The sequence below is a fragment of the Isoptericola sp. Y541 genome (assembly GCF_059445465.1).
The window spans coordinates 142,746-163,312 of record NZ_JCAIUJ010000007.1; the positions used below are offsets into that span (position 1 = coordinate 142,746).

Below are 20,567 nucleotides of genomic sequence, written 5' to 3' on the forward strand. Positions count from 1 at the left end.
TGGTCCTCCGTGTCGTGTTCGGGTCGGGCTGCTGGTCGGGCTGGTGGAAGCGTGTTTGTTGCCCGACCATCCCATCGGGGGCGGGCGACCGCGCGGCGACGCGCGGGTGGACGCCGGGCGGCGAGGCCGTGACCAGGGGTTCGACCGCCCCGCGTTGCTATCGTCGGCGCATCGTGCCCAACCAGAACCCCAACCCGAACCCGAGCCCCGACCCGTCTTCCGACACCGCCCGCCTCGTCGCGTGGGGCCAGGAGCTGCTCGCCGTCCACGGCCGCCTGCGCGACGCGCTCGAGGCGGCGCGCGAGGCGGTCGCCACCCCCGACGCCGACCCGCGCCGCCTGCCGGGCCTGTACTGCCACGCCTTCTGCCGGGCCCTCGAAGGCCACCACCGCGGCGAGGACTCCACCGTCTTCACCGCGTTGCTCGAGCTGCGGCCGGACCTCGCCGGCCTCGTCGCCGAGCTGCAGCGCGACCACACGATGCTCGACCACCTGCTCGGCGAGCTCGCCCGTGCCGTGGACGCCGGCGCCGACGCCGCCACGCTAGAACGTCACCTCGACGGCATCGACGCCGTCATGGAGACCCACTTCCGGTACGAGGAGAAGCGGCTGGTCGACGTGCTCGACGAGCCGGCCGTCGCCGCGGCGCTCGCGGGCGCCGACCGGCGTGCGGCGTACGGCCCGCTCGCGCCGTCCGACGGATCCTGACGGCAAGCCGTGATCAATCCGGCAGCCCGTCGTCCTGGATCCGTCCCGAGCCGCGGTCTGATCACGGCAGACTGGTCCGACCGCCCGCACCACGAGAGGCCCGCCATGCCTGCGCCGTCGCCCACGTCGACCACGCCGACAACCCTGTCGTCCACCCGCCCCCCGCTCTCCCGCGTCGGCCGTTTGTTCGCGGTCATCGCCGTCGTCGAGGCGTTCACCTGGGCGGGCCTGCTCGTGGGGATGTTCCTCAAGTACGTCACCGGGACGACGGAGGCGGGCGTCTGGCTGTTCGGGCGCCTGCACGGCGCGGCGTTCGTGGCCTACGTGGTGATCACGCTGGTCGCGGCGGTGCTGCTGCGCTGGGGCTGGTTCCGCACGCTGGTCGCCCTGGCCGCTGCCGTCCCGCCCCTGACGACGCTGCTCGCCGAGCGCTGGCTGCGCCGCACCGGCCACCTGAGCGCCACGCTGGTCGAGCCTGCGCCGTCCTGAGCCTGTCGAAGGGTCGAAACCGACACCGCGGGCGGTGTGGTGCCGCCGGGCTCAGCGGTCGACGGCGAGCTCGAGCTGCAGCGCCCCTGACCCGGTCGGCGTCGAGCTCGTCACGCGCCAGCTCGACGGTGTGAGGCCGTCGTCGAAGAGCGGTCGGCCCCCGCCGGAGATCTCGGGGCACAGCAGCAGCCGCAGGCGGTCGAGTTGACCGGCCGCGACGAGCCGGCGGATGAGCACCGGGCTCGACATGACCCACACGTCCCCGCCGGAGCGCTCGCGTAGCCCCGCGACGACGTCGGCAGGATCGTCGGCCACGACGCGCGACCCGGACCAGGTCGCCTCGGTGAGGGTGCGGGACACGACGATCTTCTCGACGTCGTTCAGCCAGCGGGCGAACTCCCGGCTGCGCGGGTCCGCGTCCTCGTCGTCCGCGACCGCGGGCCAGTAGGAGCCGAAGCCCTGGAAAGTTCGACCGGCCGAGCAGCACGGTGGTGCTGGTCCGCATGAGGTCGAGGAGGTTCTCGAAGGCCTCGTCGCTCACGGCGTGCTTCGCCACCCAGCCCATGTCGTTGTCGCCGCCGGGCCCGTTGACCCGGCCGTCGAGCGAGACGGAGATGTTGCCGACGACGGTGCGCGTGTCCTGTGTCATCCACCGAGGGTGGCACCCGCGGGGGCGCGGCGGGAGGGATTTCCGAATCGTTATCCCCGGGGACACGCCGGTGTCGCACGACGCCGCTAGCGTGGCCTCGGTCACCACTGCATACCCAGGAGCGCACCATGTCTCTCGCCCGTCCCTCTGTGCGACGGCGGACCGCCGGCGTCGCGAGCCTGACCCTCGCCTTCGCGGGTCTGGCGGCCACCGGCGCCGTGTCGGCCAGCGCCGACCCGATCGTCGACGTGCAGATCCTCGCCACCAACGACTTCCACGGTCGCATCCAGGAGAACGGCGCCGAGGCCGGCGCCGCGGTGCTCTCCGGCGCGGTGCAGCAGCTGCGCGGGGAGAACCCCAACACCGTCTTCGCGGCGGCGGGCGACCTCATCGGCGCCTCCACGTTCGAGTCGTTCATCCAGCACGACAAGCCGACGATCGACGCCCTCAACGCCGCGGGCCTCGACGTCTCGGCCGTCGGCAACCACGAGCTCGACCAGGGCTACGACGACCTGGTGAACCGCGTGATGGCGCCGTACGACGCCGACACCAACCCGTACGGCGGCGCGCAGTGGCAGTATCTCGCGGCCAACCTCAAGGTGAAGGCGACCGGCGACGACGCCGTCCCCGCCACGTGGATCAAGGACTTCGGCGACGTGCAGGTCGGCTTCGTCGGCGCGGTCACGGAGGAGCTGCCCGCCCTGGTCAGCCCGGCGGGCATCGCGGACCTCGAGGTGGCCGGCATCGTCGACACCACGAACGAGGAGGCCGACGCGCTCAAGGCCGAGGGCGCCGACGTCGTCGTCCTGCTGGTGCACGAGGGCGCGGAGTCCACGGACTGCGCGTCGATGCCGACGGCGGACAACGCGTTCGCGAGCATCGTCAACGACGTGAGCCCCGAGGTGGACGCCATCGTCTCCGGGCACACGCACCTCGCCTACGACTGCGCGTTCCCCGTGGACGAGTGGGCCGGCGAGGCCGTGACGGACCGCCCGGTCGTGTCCGCGGGCCAGTACGGCTACAACCTCAACCAGCTCACCTACTCGGTGGACGCCGCGACCGGCGACGTGGGCGGGGTCGAGACCGCCGTCCTGCCGCTCGCCGGCAACTACCCGGCCGACCCGGACGTCACCGCCATCGTCGACGACGCCGTCGCCGAGGCCGACGTGCTCGGGGCCGAGCCGCTGGGCGAGATCGGCGGCGCGTTCAACCGCGCCAAGCTCGCCGACGGCGCGGAGAACCGCGGCGGCGAGTCCACGCTCGGCAACCTCGTGGCCGAGGTGCAGCGCTGGGCCACGGAGGCCCCGGAGTCGGGCGAGGCGCAGATCGCGTTCATGAACCCGGGCGGCCTGCGGGCCGACATGGTGGGCTCCGGCACGGACGCGTTCCCCCGCACGCTCACGTACAAGCAGGCGGCGGGCGTGCAGCCGTTCGCCAACACGCTCGTCAACATGGACCTCACGGGCGAGCAGATCAAGGCCGTCCTCGAGCAGCAGTGGCAGCGCGACGCCGACGGCAACGTGCCGTCGCGCCCGTTCCTGCGGCTCGGCGTCTCGGACGGGTTCACGTCCACGTTCGACGCGAACCGCGACGAGGGCGACCGCATCACCGGCATGTGGCTCGACGGCGAGGCGATCGACCCGGCCACGTCGTACTCCGTCACGGTGAACTCGTTCCTCGCCTCGGGCGGCGACAACTTCCGCGCCTTCGCGGACGGCGCGGGCGCCCGCGACACCGGCAAGGCCGACCTCACCGCCTTCGTCGACTACATGGCGGCGCACACCGCCGACGAGCCGCTGGCCGTCGACCCGAGCCAGCGCGCCGTCGGCGTCTCGTTCCCGACCGACGCCCCCGAGGCGTACGAGCCCGGCGCGACCGTCGCGTTCGACGTCTCGTCCTGGTCGATGTCGGCCCCGGGCGACGTCACCGACCCGGAGCTCACCGTGTCCCTCGGCGACCAGGCGCTCGGCACCGCCGCCGTGGACAGCACCGCCGGCGCCACGCCGGAGGACACGATCGGCACGGCATCCGTGAGCGTCCAGCTCCCGGCCGACGCCCCCGCCGGCGCCACGTCGCTCACCCTCACCGGCGCCGCGACCGGCACCGAGGTGACCGTGCCGATCGAGGTGGCCGAGCCCGCCCAGGCCACCCCGACGCTCACCGTCGACGCGCCCGAGACCGTGGTCGCCTGGTTCCAGGCGCCGCGCATCGACGTCTCGGTCGAGACCCCGGACGGCACGCCTACCGGCAAGGTCACCGCGGTGATCAAGGGCAAGAAGGTGGACGCCGACACGCTGAACAAGAAGGGCGACGCCGCGCTGCGCGTCGGCCCGTTCGCGCCCGGCACCGTCGAGGTGGAGCTCCGCTACTCCGGCGACGACGCGACCGAGGCGGCCACCACGACCACCACCATCCGGGTCAAGAGCCTGTGGGAGATCATCTTCGGCGGGCGCTGAGTCGTCGATGGGCGCTGAGTCGGTGGGGACCGAGCCGTGGGAACCGTCGGTGGCCGCTGAGAGGATCGCGCGGTGACCAGCGAACGGCTCATGCCCATCCATGACCCCGAGGTGCCGACCGCTACCGAGCGGCACCTCGGGGCCGAGTTCACCGCGATGTCCCAGCGGGTCCTGGAGGTCACGGCGCTCACGTCGCGGCTCAACGTGCTCCCGTTCGAGGACGACGCGGGCAAGGCGGCGCTGTTCGAGCAGATCCTCGGGCGCTCGCTCCCCACCGGGGTGACGGTCTACCCGCCCTTCTTCACGGACCACGGGCTGCGCCTGGACCTGGCCGAGCGTGTGTTCATCAACCAGAACTGCACGTTCCTCGACTACGCCGGCATCCGGCTGGGGGAGGGCACGATGGTGGGCCCGCGGGCCACGTTCATCACGATGAGCCATCCGGTGGACCCGGCCGAGCGGCGGCTGTACCTCACCGGCGGGCCCATCGACATCGGGGAGAACGTCTGGATCGGCGCGGGCGCGACGATCCTGCCGGGCGTCAGCATCGGCCGGGACGCCGTGGTCGCCGCGGGCGCGGTCGTGGCCGACGACGTCCCGGCCCGGAGCCTCGTCACCGGTGCCAAGGCCGGCGTACGCCGCGCCTGGTAGGTCGCCCGCCGGAGCGGTAGCACCACGACGAACGGCCCGGCTCGAGTTCCCGAGCCGGGCCGTCCGTCGTCCTCCCGGCTACCCGCGCCGGCGGAGGTGGAGCGTCAGGGCCACGACCCCGCCCAGGAGTCCGAGCGCCAGCAGCAGCCCGCCCGCCAGTGCCGCGGGGTCGGCGAGGCTCGTCTCGACCTCCGTGCGCATGGTGGTGGTGCCGTCCGCGAGCTCCGTGGTGCCCGCCGCGAGCGTGGCCGCCCCGTCGGCGAGGTCGGTGCTGCCGTCCGCGAGCTGTGTGGCGCCGGTGGACAGCTGGCCCGCGCCGTCCGCGAGCTCCGTCGACCCGTCCGCCAGCTCCCCGGCGCCCTCGTCGAGGTCCTGTGCGCCGGTGCTGAGCTGCTTGGCACCGGCTGCGGCGTCGGTGGCGCCGGTCGCCAGCTCGTCCAGACCGTCGACCAGCCTGCTGGCTCCTGCCTCCGCGTCGCCGATCTTCGAGGCCAGTGTCGCCGAACCGGCGGCGAGCTCTGGCAGGTTACCCGCGAGCTCGGCAGCGCCGTTGGCAACGCTGTTGGTACCCAGGGCGACCAACCATGAGCCCCCGGCCACCTCGTCGGCACCGGATGTGAGCTTCGCCGTCCCGTCCGCCAGCGAGAGGGCACCGGTGTCGGCTTCACCCATCCGCGTCGCGAGCGTCGACGTGTTGGCCGCGAGAGTCGTGTTGCCTGTCGAGATCTGCAGCGCGCCGTCGTTCAAAGTGACGCTCTTGCCCGCCAGGTCCGTCATTCCTGCGTCGAGGCGTGCGGAGCCCGAGGCGACACTGATCGCGCCATCAACGGTCTTCTGGGCTCCCTCCTGCAGGTGGCCGCCGCCTTCAAGCACGGCGTCGACACCACCGCTGACGCGGGCGCTGCCGTCGGCGAGGGCTCCCGCCCCCATGGCCACCTTCGTCGCTCCGGCGACGAGGCCGTCCTTGCTCGTCAGACCCGCAGCGAGGCCCGCCGCGCCCTGGCGCACGGCATCAGTTCCGGCGACGAGACCGTCGTCGCCTTGCAGCGCCGCGGAGAGTGCAGCGGCACCGTCGCTGCCCTTCGCCACGCCGTCGGCCACGTTCGATGCACCCCCGGCAAGCTTCTCGGCCTCCACGGCGAGCGCCTCGAGGCGTCCCTTGGTCTCCGAGTCCTCCGTGGCGGCGGCCAGCTTCGCGAGACTGTCGGCGAGGCCGCTCGTGCCCGCGGCGACCTGTGCTGCCCGGGACGAGGCGCCCTTCAGGCCGTCGACAAGCTGCACGGTCGCGCCACCCACCTGCGCCGCACCGGTGGCGGCCGCAGCCGCACCCTTTGAGAGTTCCGATGCCCCCGCGGCAACGGCCTGGGCGCCATCAGCGAGGGCGTCGGCGCCGCCGACCAGGTCTTGTGCTCCGGTCGCGACCTCGCGGGCACCGTCGGCAAGCTCACTGCCCTTGCCGACGAGCTCGTCGATGCCTTGTGACAGCGCGCTGACGCCGCCAGAGAGGTCGGCCGCGCCGGTCGACAGGTCGCCGGAGCCAGTGGCGAGCTTCGCGCTCCCCGTGACCATGGCGCCGGTCCCCGTTGCGACCTGACCCGCTCCCGACGCGAGCGTGTCGGCGCCGTCTGCGATGGCCGCCGAACCGGCCGAGAGCCGACTTGTGCCCTCGGCGAGCGCGCCGGCGCCCTTCGCCGCTTGGTGGTTGCCATCCCGGAGCGCGAACGCCCCGCCGGCGAGCGAGAGGGCGCCGTCGGCCGCCTGCCCGGAGCCCTCGGCAAGCAGGCCGGCTCCGTCGTTCGCTCGCGCGGCGCCGTCAGCGATCTCTCCGCTGCCTGCGTGGAGCTGGACGGTGCCGTCGTGCAGCGTGACGATCCCGGCGGACGCCTGCGTCGTGCCGGGGCTCAGTCGGTCGTTGAGTCCCTCGGACAGCTCGGCCGCACCGGTGGCCAGCCGGGCCGACCCGGAGGTCAGGTCGTCGGTGCCGTCGACGAGGCGGGTGGTTCCGGCGGCGAGCTCCACAGCCCCGTCGGACAGCGTGCTCGCGCCGTCGGCGAGCTGATCGCTGCCCTCGGACAGCTGGGCCGCGCCGTCGTCGACCTGCACCGCCCCGGCGTCGAGGCGGGTGGTGCCGTCGGCGATCTGGCCGTCCATCAGCACGAGGACGACGAGCGCGACGAGCGCGGCGAGGGCCAGCGCGGCGAGCGCGACGACCGTCGAGATTGTCGGGAGGTGCGGTCGGCGACGCGCGGGGGTGGTCATGGTCATCGGAGCCTCACTCCAGTCCGCGTCGTCGTCGACGCAGTCCCAGCACGGCACCGGGCCGTGGCCCGTCGCCGTCGACAGGTCTGGAGGGAGCCTACTGATGCAGCCTCAATAGTGGCGACGGAGGCGGGTAACGATTGGGACACGCCGCGGGTGAAGTTTCAGCCCCAGCCGCAGGCGTCGTGCACGAGGCCGTAGGTCGCGGCGCGCTGCTCGTCGGTCATAGGCACGTAGATGACGGGCTGCCGGGCGCCCTCGACGTCCGCGGTGACGGGCAGGAACGTGCCGCGCTTGTCCTCGGCCACCACGTGCGGGTCGCACCGCGCGGGGACGAGGTCGAGCACGACCTTGCCGTCCGCCTGGCCGGCCAGGTCGTCGCCCGACCAGGCGTCCCCGGCGGCGGGGGAGAGCAGCGTCGTGCCGGACACCCGCACGAGCTCGACGGCCGGACCGTCGGGCACGGGGTCGACGGCGAGCGTCACGCGCCCGCCGGGCTCGGTCCCCGTCCTGGTGCGTACCTGGGCAGTCTCCACCGCGGTGACGCGGAGCGTGACGCCGGACTCGACCAGCCGCTCGGCGCACGCCTCCGCGTGCACGGCGGCGAGACGGCCCAGCGGGTCGGTGACGCCGACCTCGACGTCGACACCCTCCGAGGCCGACCCGTCCTCGCCGGGCGCCAGCCGCACGGTGGCGGTGGCGACCTCGGTCGTGGTGGCTGCGCTGCCGGCGAGCGCGTCCGGTGCGTCCGCGTCGCAGTCCACCTCGCCGAGCCGCAGCCGCACGTCGCGGCCCGCGCCGGGGGCGAGGGTGCGGACGTGCGGGTCGCCGTCCGGGCCGCTCGGCCCGAATCCGGGTGCGTCGAGCGAGCCGCCGAGCAGCGTCATCGTCCGGTCCGAGTCGTTGACCACGCGCAGCGACGCGGTGCGGTCCGCGTACTGCGTGCGGTCCTGGCGCAGCTCCGAACTCAGGTGCTCGGCGACGCCGCCGGGCAGGTCGGGCGTGTCGGGCCCGGTGCCCGTGCAGGCAGCCAGCACGCCGGTCAGCGCCACGACGAGCGCAGCGGCGGGCGTGATGGCGAGCGCAACGGTGGGGCGTCGCATCTCACGCCTCGCCCGAGGGCGGCGACCCCGCCCGCGCGGGGCGGTCGATGACGCGCGTCATGACCAGGGACGTGCGCGTCTTGTCCACGCGGGCGCTGCCGCGGATCGCCTCGACCGTGCGCTCGACGTCGGTCATGCCGCCGGCCATGATCTGCACCATCGCGTCGGCCTCGCCGGTCACGGTGTCCACCCGCACGATCTCGGGGATCGTGGCGAGATCGCGGCGGAGCGTGGCGGGGGAGACGTTGCCGCGGCAGAACAGCTCGACGTACGCCTCCACGCCCCAGCCCAGCTCCTCCGGCGCCACCCGCACCGTGAAGCCGGTGATCTCGCCGCGCGCGAGCATGAGGTCCACGCGGCGCTTGACCGCGGGCGCGGACAGCCTCACCTCGGCGCCGATGTCGGCGTATGTCGCCCGTCCGTCGCGCAGCAGGTGTCCCACGATCTTCCGGTTCACCGTGTCCATGACCAGTCCATGGTCGGATTCTTCAGCTCCCGCGCATGATCCGCCAGGTCTACCGCGAGGACGCGCAACGAATCGCGCATCCCGCGCAACGACCGCGGCCCTAGCGTCCGGCTATGACGGCCCTCACCTCACCGACGACGACGTCGGTCTCAGCGCCCCAGCCCGACCTGGCTCCCGCTCCGGCCACTACACCGGCCACCGAGCGCACGGCGACCCCGCGGCACTACCTCATGTGTCCGCCCACCTACTTCGACGTGGTCTACGAGATCAACCCCTGGATGGACCTCGGCGTGCCGGTGGACGGCGCGCGCGCGGTCGCGCAGTGGGAGCGGCTCCGGGCCACCTACGAGGCGCACGGCCACCGGGTGGAGGTGATCGACCCCGTGCTGGGCCTGCCCGACATGGTGTACGCCGCGAACGGCGGCGTGGTGGTGGGCGGCCGGGCGCTGGCGGCGCGGTTCACGTTCCCCGAGCGCCAGCCCGAGGGCGCGGCATACGAGGCCTGGTTCGCCGGCGCCGGGGCCCTCGGCGTCACGAGCCTCGGCCAGGCCGCCGAGCAGGACGAGGGCGAGGGCGACCTGCTCCTCGCCGGCGACGTCATGCTGGCCGGCACCGGGTTCCGCACCTCCCGCGCCGCGCACGCCGAGGTCGCCGAGCGGCTGGGCGTCGACGTCCTGACGCTCGAGCTGGTCGACCCGCGCTTCTACCACCTCGACACGGCGCTGGCCGTGCTCGACACCGGCACCTCGCCGGCGACGATCGCCTACCTCCCCGAGGCGTTCAGCCCCGCGTCGCGGGCGGTGCTCGCGGAGCGATACCCGGACGCGATCCTCGCGACCCCCGAGGACGCCGCCGTCCTCGGCCTCAACGTCGTCTCCGACGGCCGCCACGTCTTCCTCACCGACCGGGCCACCGGGCTGCACGCGCGGCTGCGCGAGCGCGGCTTCGAGCCAGTCGGCGTCGACCTGTCCGAGCTGCTCAAGGGCGGTGGCTCGGTCAAGTGCTGCACGCTCGAGCTGCGGACCGCACCCCCCACCACGACCCGCCCGAGCACCACCACGCCAGCGGAGGCCCGCGCATGACAACCGTCCCGTTCCTCGACGTCGCCTCGACGGCGCGGTGGGTCGCCCACCGCGGGCCCGAGGCCGTGATCGGCCGCCTCGTGGACGCCCTCGCCGTCGACTTCGCCCGCTGGCCCGACCTCGACAAGCGCCCCCGGATCGCGACCCACTCCCGCGAGGGCGTCATCGAGCTCATGCCCACCTCCGACGACGACACCTACGGCTTCAAGTTCGTCAACGGCCATCCGCGCAACCCGGCCCGCGGCTTCCAGACCGTCACCGCGTTCGGCGTCCTCGCCGACGTGCGCAACGGCTATCCCACGTTTCTCGCCGAGATGACGCTGCTGACCGCGCTGCGCACCGCGGCGACGTCGGCGCTCGCCGCGCGGCACCTGGCCCGGCCCGGCTCCCGCACCCTCGCGCTGATCGGCACGGGATCGCAGTCGGAGTTCCAGGCGCTGGGCATGCGGGCCGAGCTCGGCGTCACGCACCTGCGGGCGTGGGACACCGACCCGGGTGCGCTGGCCAAGCTCGCGCGCAACGCCCGCGCGCTCGGCTTCGAGGTGCATGAGGCGGCGAGCGCGGCCGACGCCGTCACGGGCGCCGACGTCGTCACTACTTGCACCGCCGACAAGACGAACGCCACCGTGCTCACCTACGAGATGGTCACCGCCCTCGCCTGCCCGGGCGTGCACGTCAACGCCATCGGCGGCGACTGCCCCGGCAAGACCGAGCTCGACCCGGCGATCCTGCGTGCCGCCGAGGTGTTCGTCGAGTACGAGCCGCAGACCCGCATCGAGGGCGAGATCCAGCAGACGCCGGACATCGCCGTCACCGAGCTGTGGGAAGTAGTCGCCGGGCGCCGGGACGGTCGCCGCGCCGGCGACGACGAGACGCTCACCGTGTTCGACTCCGTGGGGTTCGCCGTCGAGGACTGGGCCGCGCTCCGGTTCGTGCGCGACGACGTGCCCGCCGCGCTGCTGCAGCACCTCGACCTCGTCGCCGAGCCGGACGACCCCAAGGACCTGTTCTCCCTGGTGCGCGCGGGCGAGCAGGACGATCTCGCCTCAGGGCGGCAGGCCCTCGACCGGCTGATGGGTCTGGCCGGCCGCGGGCACGCCGAGCCGCTCGCGACCGTGCGCGGCTGACCCCTAAACGGCGCCGTTCCGGGCCCCGGGACGGCGCCGGGATTTGCTTTCGCCCCGTGGGTCGCTGCGATCATTGCCCCCGGCGCGCATGTCGGCGCGCCGCGAGACCGCTGGAAAATGCTGGGACGGGGGCGTCGTGTGACCGCGATCCACGGCGACGACGCGCCCGAGGGCCGGTCCGCCGTCGACGACGTGATCCGGCGGATGCGGGCCGTGGCCACCAGGGCCGGGCGCGACGGCGGACCCGGCGCCGCCGGCACCGCGGACCCGGACGTGCTGCGCACCGTGCTCGCCACCCTGCCGCACGACGACCAGCGGTTGCTGTGGGACCGGCACGTCATGGGCCGCGACCTCGGCGCCATCGCGACCGAGCTCGGCCTGCACGGCCGGGCGGTGCTGCGGCGGCTCGGGCGGGCGGAGCAGCGGCTCGCCGCGGCGTTCGCGGCGGCGCACACCCGTGCCTGCCCGCCGGGGTGCGTCGACACGCGGCAGTCCCTGCACGCCTACGCGCGGCACCGGCTCACGCCGGGGCGCCGCACCACGCTCGAGAGCCACCTCTTCGGCTGCGACGGCTGCATGCGCGCGTTCATCGACGTGCGGGAGGCCCGCTGGGCGCTGCGCGACGCCGGCCCACTGCTGCTCGCCGGCACGGTCGCGGGCGGTGCGGTGGCCCCGGTGGTCGTGGGGGCGCTGGGCGCCGGGTCGGCGGCGGCCGGGGCCCTCGCCTTGGTCCGCCCCGTGGGCACCGCGCTCGCGGTCGCGTGGGAGTGGGTCCGGGTGCTGGCGCTGCGGCGCACCCACCTCGGCAAGGTCGGGCTGATCGGCGCCGGGGCCGTGGCGGGCGTCGCCGTGGCTGCCGTCGCGGTCGCCATGAGCGGTGGCGGTGGCGGCCCCGTGGCGGCCCCGCCCGTGCCGTCGGCCACATCCTCCGCCGCGGCGCCCGCGCCCGGCGGCGAGCCGACGCCGGAGGCCGCGCCCGAGCCGACGCCCGGCGGCACGTCCGGCCCCGCGCCGACGCCGGAGCCGACCGAGCCGTCCACCGACGACCCGATCTCCCCGACGACGACCCCCACGGGGGCGCCGGGCACGGAGCCCACGGAGCCGGCGCCCACGTCGACCACCCCCGCCCCCGCGCCGCAACCCACCGGGACCTCGGAGCCGACGTCCACGCCGACGTGGTCGCCGACGCCCTCGGCCACGCCCACCGCGACGCCTTCGCCCACCGCCACGCCTTCGCCCAGCCCGACTCCGACGCCCGACCCGACGCCGACCGACGAGCCCGACCCCGTGCGCACCACGGTCAACGCCGAGGTGCCGGGGCTGCGCGGGGTCTTCCGGGTGGACGTGTCCGACCCGGACACGCAGCAGGTCGTCGGCGTCAAGTCCGGAAACAGCTGGGTCCGGGCACGCGAGTGCGACGGCGGTGGCTGGTATATCGCCTCGAAGCGCAACGACGAGGCCGACGTGAGCGTCGAGGTCGAGGCGCCGCCGGGCGTGCCGCCCGACGTGATCCTCGACCGGACCGGGATCTGGCCGGGCTGGCTGAGCTCCTGCTGACGCCTACCGCTGGTTGAGCCTGTCGAAACCGACCGCTGGTTGAGCCTGTCGAAACCGACCGCTGGTTGAGCCTGTCGAAACCGACCGCTGGTTGAGCCTGTCGAAACCCGGTTTCGACAGGCTCAACCAGCGAGGAGAGCGACGCGTCAGCGCCGGTCGAAGCCGTGCGCCCCGCGGTCGTGGCCGTGACCATGTCCACCACCGTGCCCGTGCCCGTGGCCATGCCCGTGGCCGTGACCGTGGCCATGACCCGGACGGCCGGGCTCGACGCCGTTGATCGCCTCGGTGCTCCAGGCGAGCTGCTGGGCGGCGTTCCCGATGGCGCGGGACATGATGTCGAGCGCCTCGGGGTTCACGTTCGCCAGGTTGTCACCGACGGAGTGATAGTTCTGGTCGAGCGCCTCGCCGGCCGTGCCGCCGAAGATCGCGGCCTCCTCGTCCGTCTTGATGGCGTCCGCGCCGGTGAACAGGCCTGAGGCCGGCACGCCGTTGCTGATGAACGCGTCGTAGTCCGAGCGGCCGGAGAACTCCGAGTCCACCCACGGCTGGTCGATCGCGTCGAAGTAGTCCGTGAGAAGCGCCTCGGTCGCCACGGAGCCCTCGGGCACCGTGACCGGGGCGGGGAAGGTCGACTCGTTCGCGTCGTACACGCCGATCGTGTAGTTGGGGGAGCCCACCATGTCGAAGTTGAGGTAGGTCGCGATGTCGTCCAGCGCCTCCGGGTCGTTCGCGACGAGATCGTCCACGTAGTGCGTGGAGCCGACGAGCCCCAGCTCCTCGGCGCCCCACCACGCGAACCGCACGGTGTTGTTGAGCTTCTTGCTCTTGTTCAGCTGGACGGCGGTCTCCAGGATCGCCGCCGAGCCGGTGCCGTTGTCGTTGATGCCCGGGCCCTCCGGGACGCCGTCGAGGTGGGCGCCCAGCATCACCACGTTGTCGTCGCGGCCCTTGCGGGTCTCGGCGATGACGTTGAACGTCTCGGCGGTGCCGATCTCGGCCTGCAGGTCGAACGACGCCTGCACGGCGGGGTCGGCCGCGAGCACCGCGAGGATCGACTCGCCCTCCGCCTGCGTGACGCCCACGGTGGGCGCGTACCCGTCGTTGCGCTCGCCCAGGGTGCCGTTGAGCGCGCCGATCTCGTTGTTGTAGATGATCAGCCCTGCCGCGCCGGCCTCGCCCGCGGCGAGGGCCTTCGCCCCGAAGGTGCAGGCACCGCGCTGCACGACGGCGATCTTGTCGGTGGCATCGACGCCGGCCCACGAGTCGTCGTGCGGGGCCTCGGGGTCGTCGCTGGCCGGGCAGCCGTCCACGATCGCGGGCTGCACCAGGCCGGCCGTCACGCCGTCGTCGGGCGTGGACGTGGAGTACGTCATCGCCGCAGGATCGAACGTGGCGCCCGGCACCGCAACGGCCAGATCGAGGACGTCGAAGGTGTCGAACTCGAAGTACTGCCGCTCCGGTGTGAACCCGGCCTTGCGCAGGGTCTTCTCGACGTACCGCGCGGATGCCTCGTAGCCGTCGGAGCCCGCGGCACGGTTGCCGTCGTTCTCGTCGGCGATCTCCTGGAGCTCCTCCAGGTGCCGGAAGACGCGCTCGCCGGTGACCTTCTTGGACAGGTCCGGGCCCGGGACGTGTGGGCCGGGGCCGTGCCTGCCCGTGACCACGGACGGCGCCGCCGTCGCGGTGGGGGTGAGGGACGCCGCGACGACCAGCCCGCTGAGGGCGGCAGTCGCGACGGCCGTGGTGAACATCTTTGTTCTCACGGTCGACCTCCTGATGGGTGACCCCGCGAGGCCCGGGTCGGGCCCCGACACACAGCGCGACGTTGCGGGGTGCGGTTGGCGTGAGCGTAAGCCTCAGCGGGCGTCCAGGAAACCCAGACGGCGCAAGCTCAACCGACGAATGGCGCCCGTTCGAGGAGGACGAGGACCTCGTAGTGGCTGGTCTGCGGAAACATGTCGAGCAGCCGTGCGCGGCGGGGTCGCAGCGACGGCATGCGCGCGAGATCCTCGGCGAGCGTCACGGCGTTGCAGCTGGAGTAGAGCACGTGCGCGACGTCGGACTTTTCGAGCCGGTGCGACAGGTCGGCGCCGATGCCGCGCCGCGGCGGGTTGACCACCACCAGCTCGGGCGCGTCGCCGCCGCGGGCGAAGGCGGTCGCGTCGCCGGCGGCGAAGCGCACGTCGCGCACGGCGTCGGCCCACCACGCGGCGTCGTGCCCACCGACCGTGGTGCCCGCGGGCAGGTGGGCGAGCTCGTCCCGCGTCACGCCGGCGCTGGCGATCGCCTCCGCAGAGATCTCGATGCCGGTGACGGCACGGCCCGGCGCGGCGCAGTGCAGCGCGAAGCCGCCGACGCCGCAGTACAGGTCCCACAGGGAGGCGGGCGCCACCTCGCCCACCCACTCCCGCGCCTGCGCGTACAGGGCGGTGGCCACGGCGGTGTTGGTCTGGAAGAAGCTCTGGGGGCGCAGGTTCAGCGTGATGCCGTCGAGCCGCATCGGCAAGGACTGCCGCTCGGTGAGCACGATCTCCTGCTCGCCCTCGAGGACGGCGGCGTGCGCGGGCTGCACGTTGACGCTCACGACCGCCACCTGCGGCAGCGCGCCGAGCAGCCACGGCAGGTGCTTGCGGATCCGGGCGACGGGCTCCTGGCTGCGCAGCACGAACCGCACCATGAGCTCGCCGTCGGCGGAGAGAGTCACGAGCACGTGCTTGAGCTCGCCCCGCCAGGCCGACTCGCGCGGGGTCTCGCGGCGCCGGGGCCCGCGGGACGGCGCCGTCGGGTCGTACGGCTGGAGCCGGGCGCGGGTGATCAGCTCGGCCAGGACCGGGAACGACTCCTGCAGCGCGGGCGGGTACAGGCCGCAGTCGGTGAGGTCGATGCCCTGCCCGGCGAAGGGCCCCGACGTCGAGCCGAGGATGCCGAGCACCGGGTCGTCGACCGTGCCCGTGACCACCATCTTCGCCTTGTTCCGAAACCCGGACTCCGGGCCGGTCACCGGCGGCAGCCAGGCGATCCGGTCGTCGGCGAGGAGGGCCGCCACGTGCTCCTGCTTCTCACGCACCTGCGTGGGGTACGGCGTCGCCAGCAGGGTGCACGAGTGGCAGCGGCCGGCGTCGAAGTGGGGGCACTGCACCCGCCCATTGTCTCCCGGGCAGTGGGGCTGAGGCGGTCAGCCCTCCCCGGCCTGCTGGAGGAGTTCCTCGACCGCGCCGGGATCGATGTCACCCGTCGCGGCAGCGCGTCGCAGGCGTGCGGCGGTCCGAGGCTCCGACACCAGCAGCGCGCGGGCGTGGGCGACGGCGTCTTCGACGGCCCCCGACCGGACGAGGGCCAGGAGCAGCGCGCCGAGGCAGACCGGGTCCTCGGGCGCGAGCGCATGAGCTGCCCGCACGTCGTCGAGGTCGCGGTACGCACCGTGCCGCCGCCGGGTCCGCTCGAGGGCGGCGTGCGCCAGGTGCACCTCATGGAGGCGCTGCAGCTCGGGGACTGGCCGCGGGTGCCGGTCGACCCGGAGGTCCTCGGTGCTCGGCCCCTCGACCACGAGCGCGGCCGACATCCGCCCTCGCAGGTCGCCTCCCCGCTCGTCCGACGCCGCCAGGGCAGCGAGCAGGACCTCCGGCAGCGTCGCCCGCCCCAGCATGGGGGCCGCGTCGCGCAGCGCGGTATCCGCCACGTCGGCGCGCTCCATCAGGTTCGCGATCACCAGCAGGCCCGGCACCTGGGCGACTGCCACGTGCGCCTCGAGCGCCGGGCCGTTGTGGACCGCGACCGCGCCCGTGGAGTCGACGACTCCGAGTTGGGAGGCAGCGGGAAGGCCCGCGACCACGCCGTCGACGATGTCCTGGGCTGACTGGCCCGCGAGCAGGCCTTCGCGGACGGTGTCCCGTACGTGCAGCGGAGTCTCGCCCTGGACGGCCGCGGCGCCCTTGCCGCGGACGACCACGGGGACCCGCGCGCCTACCGCGAGGACGAAGCTCGCGGTTGCGACGCCGACGTCGCCGCTCGCGGCGTCGCGCGCCAGCACCGTGAAGGTCATCGTGCGACCTCTAAGCGACGAAGATGCAGAACGGGTGGCCAGCGGGGTCGGAGTAGACCCGCAGCGGCTCCTCCGGGTCGTCGGACCGATCGTGCAGCAGCCGCGCCCCGAGGGCCAGTGCGCGCTGGTGCTGGCGGTCCAGCTCGGCGACGTCGGGCACGGTGGTGTCGAGGTGCAGCTGCTGCGGGACGGTCTGGTCTGGCCAGGTGGACGGCGTCAGCGTCTCCACCTGCTGGAATGCGAGCTGCGCGCCGCCGGGGTTGCGCAGCACCAGCCAGTCGGCGCCGCGCGGGTCGGGCCCGCCGTGAGCGGGCGGCTCGTCGCCGGGCCGGTAGGCGAGACCGAACATCTCGCGGTAGAACTCTGCGAGCCCCCGCGCGTCGGTGGTGTCCACCACCACCTGGAGGATCGTGGGGACGGCGGGCTGGTGGGCGTCGGTCATCGGACCTCCTCGGGGAACTGCTGGGCGATGCCGCGCAGGGTCACGGTGAACGCGGCGTAGTCGAAGCCCTCCGCCAGGTTCGAGTTGTCCGCCCGGAGTCCGGCGGCGCCGTCGGCCTGCTCGCGCAGGATGTCCGCGTGGCCCGCGTGCCGGTGCAGCTCTGCGATCACGTGCACCAGGATCTGGTGCAGCGTGACGTCGTGCCGGTCGGCAGGCCACCAGCCGACGCGCCCGGGCGCGTCGAGGGGCAGCGCCTCGATGGTCTCGTCCGCGAAGTCCCACGCCCGCCGGTACAGGCCGACGATCTGCTCGACCGACTCGTCGGCGGTCGCGAAGAACTCCGCCTGCAGCGCGTCGGCGTCGGCGTCGGGGGCGTCGGCTGCCGCCAGCCAGGGTGTCTCGTCCGGGCGGGGCCACGGACGCCCGAACACCCCGCCGAAGTAGCCGATCTCCACCGTTGCCGCGTGCTTGATGAGCCCGAGCAGGTTGGTGCCCGTCGGGGTGCGGGGCAGGCGGGCCTCCCGCTCGGGCAGACCCTCGACCTTCCACAGCAGCGCCTCGCGGGCGGCCTGCAGGTAGCGGCGGAGCACGGGCTTGGCGTCCGGGGGCGTCGTCGTCATCGCCCCAGCGTGCCCGCGCCCACCGACATCCCGCGACCCCTTTCTCCGAGGTAGTTCAAGAATCGCCGAGGTAGTCCCGAACTACTTCGCCGGATCTTGAACTACTTCACCGGATCTTGAACTACCTCGCCGAATTTCGAACTACCTCGCGGTTCCCACCCACTACCTCGCTGGGATCCAGGACCACTCGGCAAGAGGTAGGCAAGGCTTACCTTGCCTGCTACGGTGACGCCACGTCGTGACGAACTGTCACGACGTCGCGCCGGGCGTCCGGCGGTTCTCGACCTGGAGGTCCCCTGACGATGTTCACGGAGGTTGCGCTGCTCTCAACCCTGCTGCGAGAGGGGACGCGCGCCGAGCACACGCGGGCGGAGTCCGAGGGGTTCGTGGAGCGTCTCCTCGCCGGCCGGCTCGACGTCGCGGCGTACGCGGACCTCGCCGCCCAGCAGCTCGCGGTCTACACGGCCCTGGAGCGGGGCAGCGCGCGGATGCGGGACGACGCGCGCGGGCGAGGGCTCGTCTTCGACGAGCTGACCCGCGTGCCCGCCATCGAGCGCGACCTCGCGCACCTGTACGGTCCGCAGTGGCGCGACGTCGTCCGCATGCTGCCGGCGACGGAGCGCTACGTCGCGCGCCTGCTCGCCGTCACCGAGGACGTGGCGTGCTACGCCGCGCACGCCTACACGCGCTACCTCGGGGACCTCTCGGGCGGCCAGGTCATCAAGCGGATGCTCGAGCGCCACTACGTGCTCGACCCTTCGACCGGCTCAGGGGAGTCCGGCGCGGGTCTGGAGTTCTACGCGTTCCCCGAGATCCCCAAGGCCAAGCCGTTCAAGGATCTCTACCGCGAGCGACTGGACGCGCTGGACCTCGACGACGCCGAGGTCGACCTCGCGGTCACCGAGGCCCAGGAGGCCTTTCGGCTGAACCGCGCGATGTTCGTCGAGCTGGGCGTCGCACACCCCTGACCGCGCCTGCCGAGGCTCTACCGGCCCGACCCGAACTACCTCGCCGAGATTCGAACTACCTCGCCGAGATTCGAACTACCTCGCCGAGATTCGAACTACCTCGCGGGGATCCGAACTACCTCGCGGGGATCCGGACTATCTCAGCGGACTCGGGCGGCGAGCACGGCCACGTCGTCGCGCTGCAGGCCCTGCACCATCCGGTCCACGAGCCGCCGGGGCAGCTCGGCCGTCGGGCAGCCGGCCAGGTCCTGCAGCGTCCGGTGCAGGTCGCGGGCGCGGGCGGTGGAGTCGACGGTGCGCGACTCCACGAGCCCGTCGGTGTACAGCAGCAGGGTGTCGCCGGGGGAGAGCTCGGCGGAGTGGTCATGGCGCGGGGCCGTCGGGTCGACGCCGAGCATGAGGTCCGGGTGGCCGGGCAGCTCCTCGACGGTGCCGTCGGCCCGGATCACGACCGGGCGCGGGTGGCCCGCGCTCGCCCACCAGACGCGGCAGCCGCCGTCGGCCGCCCCGGGCTCCTCGCTGCCGGTGCGGTCCAGCCGGGCGACGACGGCGGTGCCGGTCGCCGTCAGCGCCAGGCCTCGGTTGGCGCGGTCGAGCTCGCCCAGGAGCCGCGCCGGCGGCACATCGTGGCACCACACCAGCGTGCGCAGCATCGAGCGGAGCTGACCCATCCGGGCGGCCGCCTGCATGTCGTGCCCGGTGACGTCGCCGATCATGAGCACGCTCGAGCGGGGATCGAGCACGACGGCGTCGTACCAGTCGCCGCCCACCTTGTCGGTGCTGGTGGCCGACGCGTACGTCGAGGCGAGCTCGAGGTACGGCACGGGGGGGAGGTCGGTGAGCATCGCCGCCTGGAGCGTGGTCGCCACACGGTGCCGGTCCTCCAGCACGCGGACGCGTACCAGGGCCTGGGCCACGCAGGTCGCGAGCGTGACGGCCGTGCGCCTGTTCTCGTCGCCGTGGTCGTGCGGGCCGTGCCAGACCAGCACGACGATGCCGAGCAGGCGGTCGTCGGTGACCATCGGCAGCAGCGCGAGCCCGCCGAGCGACGGGACGACCCACGGGGCGAGCGACGGTTGGTCGCGTAGGGCCGCAGCGCCGTCGCGATAGAAGGTGGGTCGTCGGGTGCGGGCCACGGAGGCCACGGCGGGGTGGTCGAGGCGCCACTGCCGGGGCAGATACGGGTAGGCGCCCTCGCGCTCGACGAGGGTGAGCGTCGCGCCCGCCCCGTCGGCGAGGACGAGCGTGGCCCAGATCGTCCCGAGCCCCTGGCCGGAGGCCCGCAGAGCGTCGACGACCTCGTCCAGGGTGGTCGCCTCGGCGAACCGGCCCGTGAGGTCGAGGAGCATCCGGGTGCGTCGAGTGGCGTGCACGGCGACCTGCTGGATGCGGTGGGCGCGATGCCGTTCCAGGCGCAGCCGCAGCTCGGCGGTGCAGGCGGCGGCGAGGTCGGCGAGGGTGGCGAGGTCGGTGGAGCTCCACGCGTGCGCCTCCTGGTCGAGCGCGCACACCGTGCCGACTGCGGTGCCGTGGCGGTCGTAGATCGGGAACCCGGCGTATGCGCCCATGCCCAGCTCGGTGACGGTCGCGGTTTGCGACAGGCGCGGGTCGGCGCGCAAGTCCTCCACCACCAGCGGGCCGCCCCGGCTGATGGTCTCGCCGCACAGCGGTTCGGTCAGGGTGGTGCGCCGGGCGGCTTGGTAGGGCTCGGGCAGTCCGAGGGCCCCGGGGTACACCTGCGCGTCGGGCAGGACGATCGTCACCAGCGCGGTGGGCACCCCGAGCTGGCGCTGCACCAGCCGGGCGAAGCGGTCGAACGACGCGTCTGCCGCGGCGCGGGCCAGCCCGGCCGCCTCGAGCGCCTGCGCAGGGTAGGAGTAGGAGGTCGTCATCGCGCCGCGCCCTCGTCCCCGCTGTGCGCCCGTCGACCCGCGACCATGCTCGGATTG

General features: G+C 73.6%; 17 protein-coding genes and 1 pseudogene. 8 read left to right on the forward strand and 10 right to left on the reverse strand.

Annotated elements, in window-relative coordinates; genetic code table 11:
• The first annotated feature begins 173 nt into the window (after positions 1 to 173).
• Both AC1C2V_RS15785 and AC1C2V_RS15790 read left to right on the forward strand, forming a co-directional pair.
• Complete coding sequence (locus AC1C2V_RS15785) at positions 174 to 707, forward strand: hemerythrin domain-containing protein (protein ID WP_495390588.1); 534 nt, start codon at positions 174 to 176, stop codon at positions 705 to 707.
• Between the two features lie 105 nt (positions 708 to 812).
• Positions 813 to 1,196: a DUF3817 domain-containing protein gene (locus tag AC1C2V_RS15790; RefSeq protein WP_495390589.1), complete on the forward strand. Its 384-nt coding sequence runs from the start codon at positions 813 to 815 to the stop codon at positions 1,194 to 1,196.
• Positions 1,197 to 1,247: 51 nt separating this feature from the next.
• Here AC1C2V_RS15790 and AC1C2V_RS15795 read toward each other — a convergent pair.
• A pseudogene (locus AC1C2V_RS15795) lies at positions 1,248 to 1,583 on the reverse strand (dihydrofolate reductase family protein); the annotation flags it as partial.
• A gap of 390 nt (positions 1,584 to 1,973) precedes the next feature.
• On the opposite strand from AC1C2V_RS15795, the gene AC1C2V_RS15800 reads away from it, so the two are divergent.
• Positions 1,974 to 4,301: a bifunctional metallophosphatase/5'-nucleotidase gene (locus AC1C2V_RS15800; protein WP_495390590.1), complete on the forward strand. Its 2,328-nt coding sequence runs from the start codon at positions 1,974 to 1,976 to the stop codon at positions 4,299 to 4,301.
• A gap of 72 nt (positions 4,302 to 4,373) precedes the next feature.
• Positions 4,374 to 4,952, forward strand: a complete 579-nt coding sequence (locus tag AC1C2V_RS15805) for a DapH/DapD/GlmU-related protein (protein ID WP_495390591.1) — start codon at positions 4,374 to 4,376, stop codon at positions 4,950 to 4,952.
• A gap of 78 nt (positions 4,953 to 5,030) precedes the next feature.
• Here the strand turns inward: AC1C2V_RS15805 and AC1C2V_RS15810 are convergent, their stop codons facing one another.
• The 3 genes from AC1C2V_RS15810 to AC1C2V_RS15820 form a co-directional block, all read right to left on the reverse strand.
• Entirely contained in the window at positions 5,031 to 7,217 is a 2,187-nt protein-coding gene (locus tag AC1C2V_RS15810) for a hypothetical protein (protein ID WP_495390592.1), read from the reverse strand.
• A 158-nt stretch (positions 7,218 to 7,375) separates the two neighbouring features.
• Positions 7,376 to 8,314 (reverse strand): hypothetical protein, encoded by a 939-nt coding sequence (locus AC1C2V_RS15815; RefSeq protein WP_495390593.1) that lies wholly within the window; start codon positions 8,312 to 8,314, stop codon positions 7,376 to 7,378.
• A 1-nt stretch (position 8,315) separates the two neighbouring features.
• Positions 8,316 to 8,780: an Lrp/AsnC family transcriptional regulator gene (locus AC1C2V_RS15820; RefSeq protein WP_495390594.1), complete on the reverse strand. Its 465-nt coding sequence runs from the start codon at positions 8,778 to 8,780 to the stop codon at positions 8,316 to 8,318.
• A 113-nt stretch (positions 8,781 to 8,893) separates the two neighbouring features.
• On the opposite strand from AC1C2V_RS15820, the gene ddaH reads away from it, so the two are divergent.
• From ddaH to AC1C2V_RS15835, 3 genes are all read left to right on the forward strand, one after another.
• Entirely contained in the window at positions 8,894 to 9,862 is a 969-nt protein-coding gene (ddaH, locus tag AC1C2V_RS15825; RefSeq protein ID WP_495390595.1) for a dimethylargininase, read from the forward strand.
• A complete protein-coding gene (gene ocd, locus AC1C2V_RS15830) occupies positions 9,859 to 10,989 on the forward strand; it encodes an ornithine cyclodeaminase (protein WP_495390596.1) in 1,131 nt (376 codons plus the stop codon). Before ddaH ends, ocd begins: the two co-directional genes overlap by 4 nt.
• A 138-nt stretch (positions 10,990 to 11,127) precedes the next feature.
• Positions 11,128 to 12,546 (forward strand): zf-HC2 domain-containing protein, encoded by a 1,419-nt coding sequence (locus tag AC1C2V_RS15835; RefSeq protein ID WP_495390597.1) that lies wholly within the window; start codon positions 11,128 to 11,130, stop codon positions 12,544 to 12,546.
• A 146-nt stretch (positions 12,547 to 12,692) separates the two neighbouring features.
• Here the strand turns inward: AC1C2V_RS15835 and AC1C2V_RS15840 are convergent, their stop codons facing one another.
• The 5 genes from AC1C2V_RS15840 to AC1C2V_RS15860 all read right to left on the reverse strand — a co-directional run bounded on the left by AC1C2V_RS15840 (position 12,693) and on the right by AC1C2V_RS15860 (position 17,650).
• Complete coding sequence (locus AC1C2V_RS15840) at positions 12,693 to 14,309, reverse strand: M20/M25/M40 family metallo-hydrolase (protein WP_495390598.1); 1,617 nt, start codon at positions 14,307 to 14,309, stop codon at positions 12,693 to 12,695.
• Positions 14,310 to 14,437: 128 nt separating this feature from the next.
• Positions 14,438 to 15,685: a 23S rRNA (uracil(747)-C(5))-methyltransferase RlmC gene (gene rlmC / locus AC1C2V_RS15845; RefSeq protein ID WP_495390599.1), complete on the reverse strand. Its 1,248-nt coding sequence runs from the start codon at positions 15,683 to 15,685 to the stop codon at positions 14,438 to 14,440.
• 36 nt (positions 15,686 to 15,721) lie between these two features.
• Positions 15,722 to 16,588, reverse strand: a complete 867-nt coding sequence (locus AC1C2V_RS15850) for a DUF1028 domain-containing protein (RefSeq protein WP_495390600.1) — start codon at positions 16,586 to 16,588, stop codon at positions 15,722 to 15,724.
• Positions 16,589 to 16,598: 10 nt separating this feature from the next.
• The gene (locus tag AC1C2V_RS15855) at positions 16,599 to 17,030 is read right to left on the reverse strand and encodes a VOC family protein (RefSeq protein WP_495390601.1); all 432 of its coding nucleotides are present in this window, start codon (positions 17,028 to 17,030) and stop codon (positions 16,599 to 16,601) included.
• Positions 17,027 to 17,650, reverse strand: coding sequence for a DinB family protein (locus AC1C2V_RS15860; RefSeq protein WP_495390602.1), 624 nt, complete (start codon positions 17,648 to 17,650; stop codon positions 17,027 to 17,029). Before AC1C2V_RS15860 ends, AC1C2V_RS15855 begins: the two co-directional genes overlap by 4 nt.
• A gap of 302 nt (positions 17,651 to 17,952) precedes the next feature.
• Between AC1C2V_RS15860 and AC1C2V_RS15865 the strand changes: the two genes are divergently transcribed.
• Positions 17,953 to 18,618, forward strand: a complete 666-nt coding sequence (locus AC1C2V_RS15865) for a biliverdin-producing heme oxygenase (RefSeq protein ID WP_495390603.1) — start codon at positions 17,953 to 17,955, stop codon at positions 18,616 to 18,618.
• 140 nt (positions 18,619 to 18,758) lie between these two features.
• Here the strand turns inward: AC1C2V_RS15865 and AC1C2V_RS15870 are convergent, their stop codons facing one another.
• Complete coding sequence (locus AC1C2V_RS15870) at positions 18,759 to 20,510, reverse strand: SpoIIE family protein phosphatase (protein ID WP_495390604.1); 1,752 nt, start codon at positions 20,508 to 20,510, stop codon at positions 18,759 to 18,761.
• Between the last annotated feature and the right edge of the window lie 57 nt (positions 20,511 to 20,567).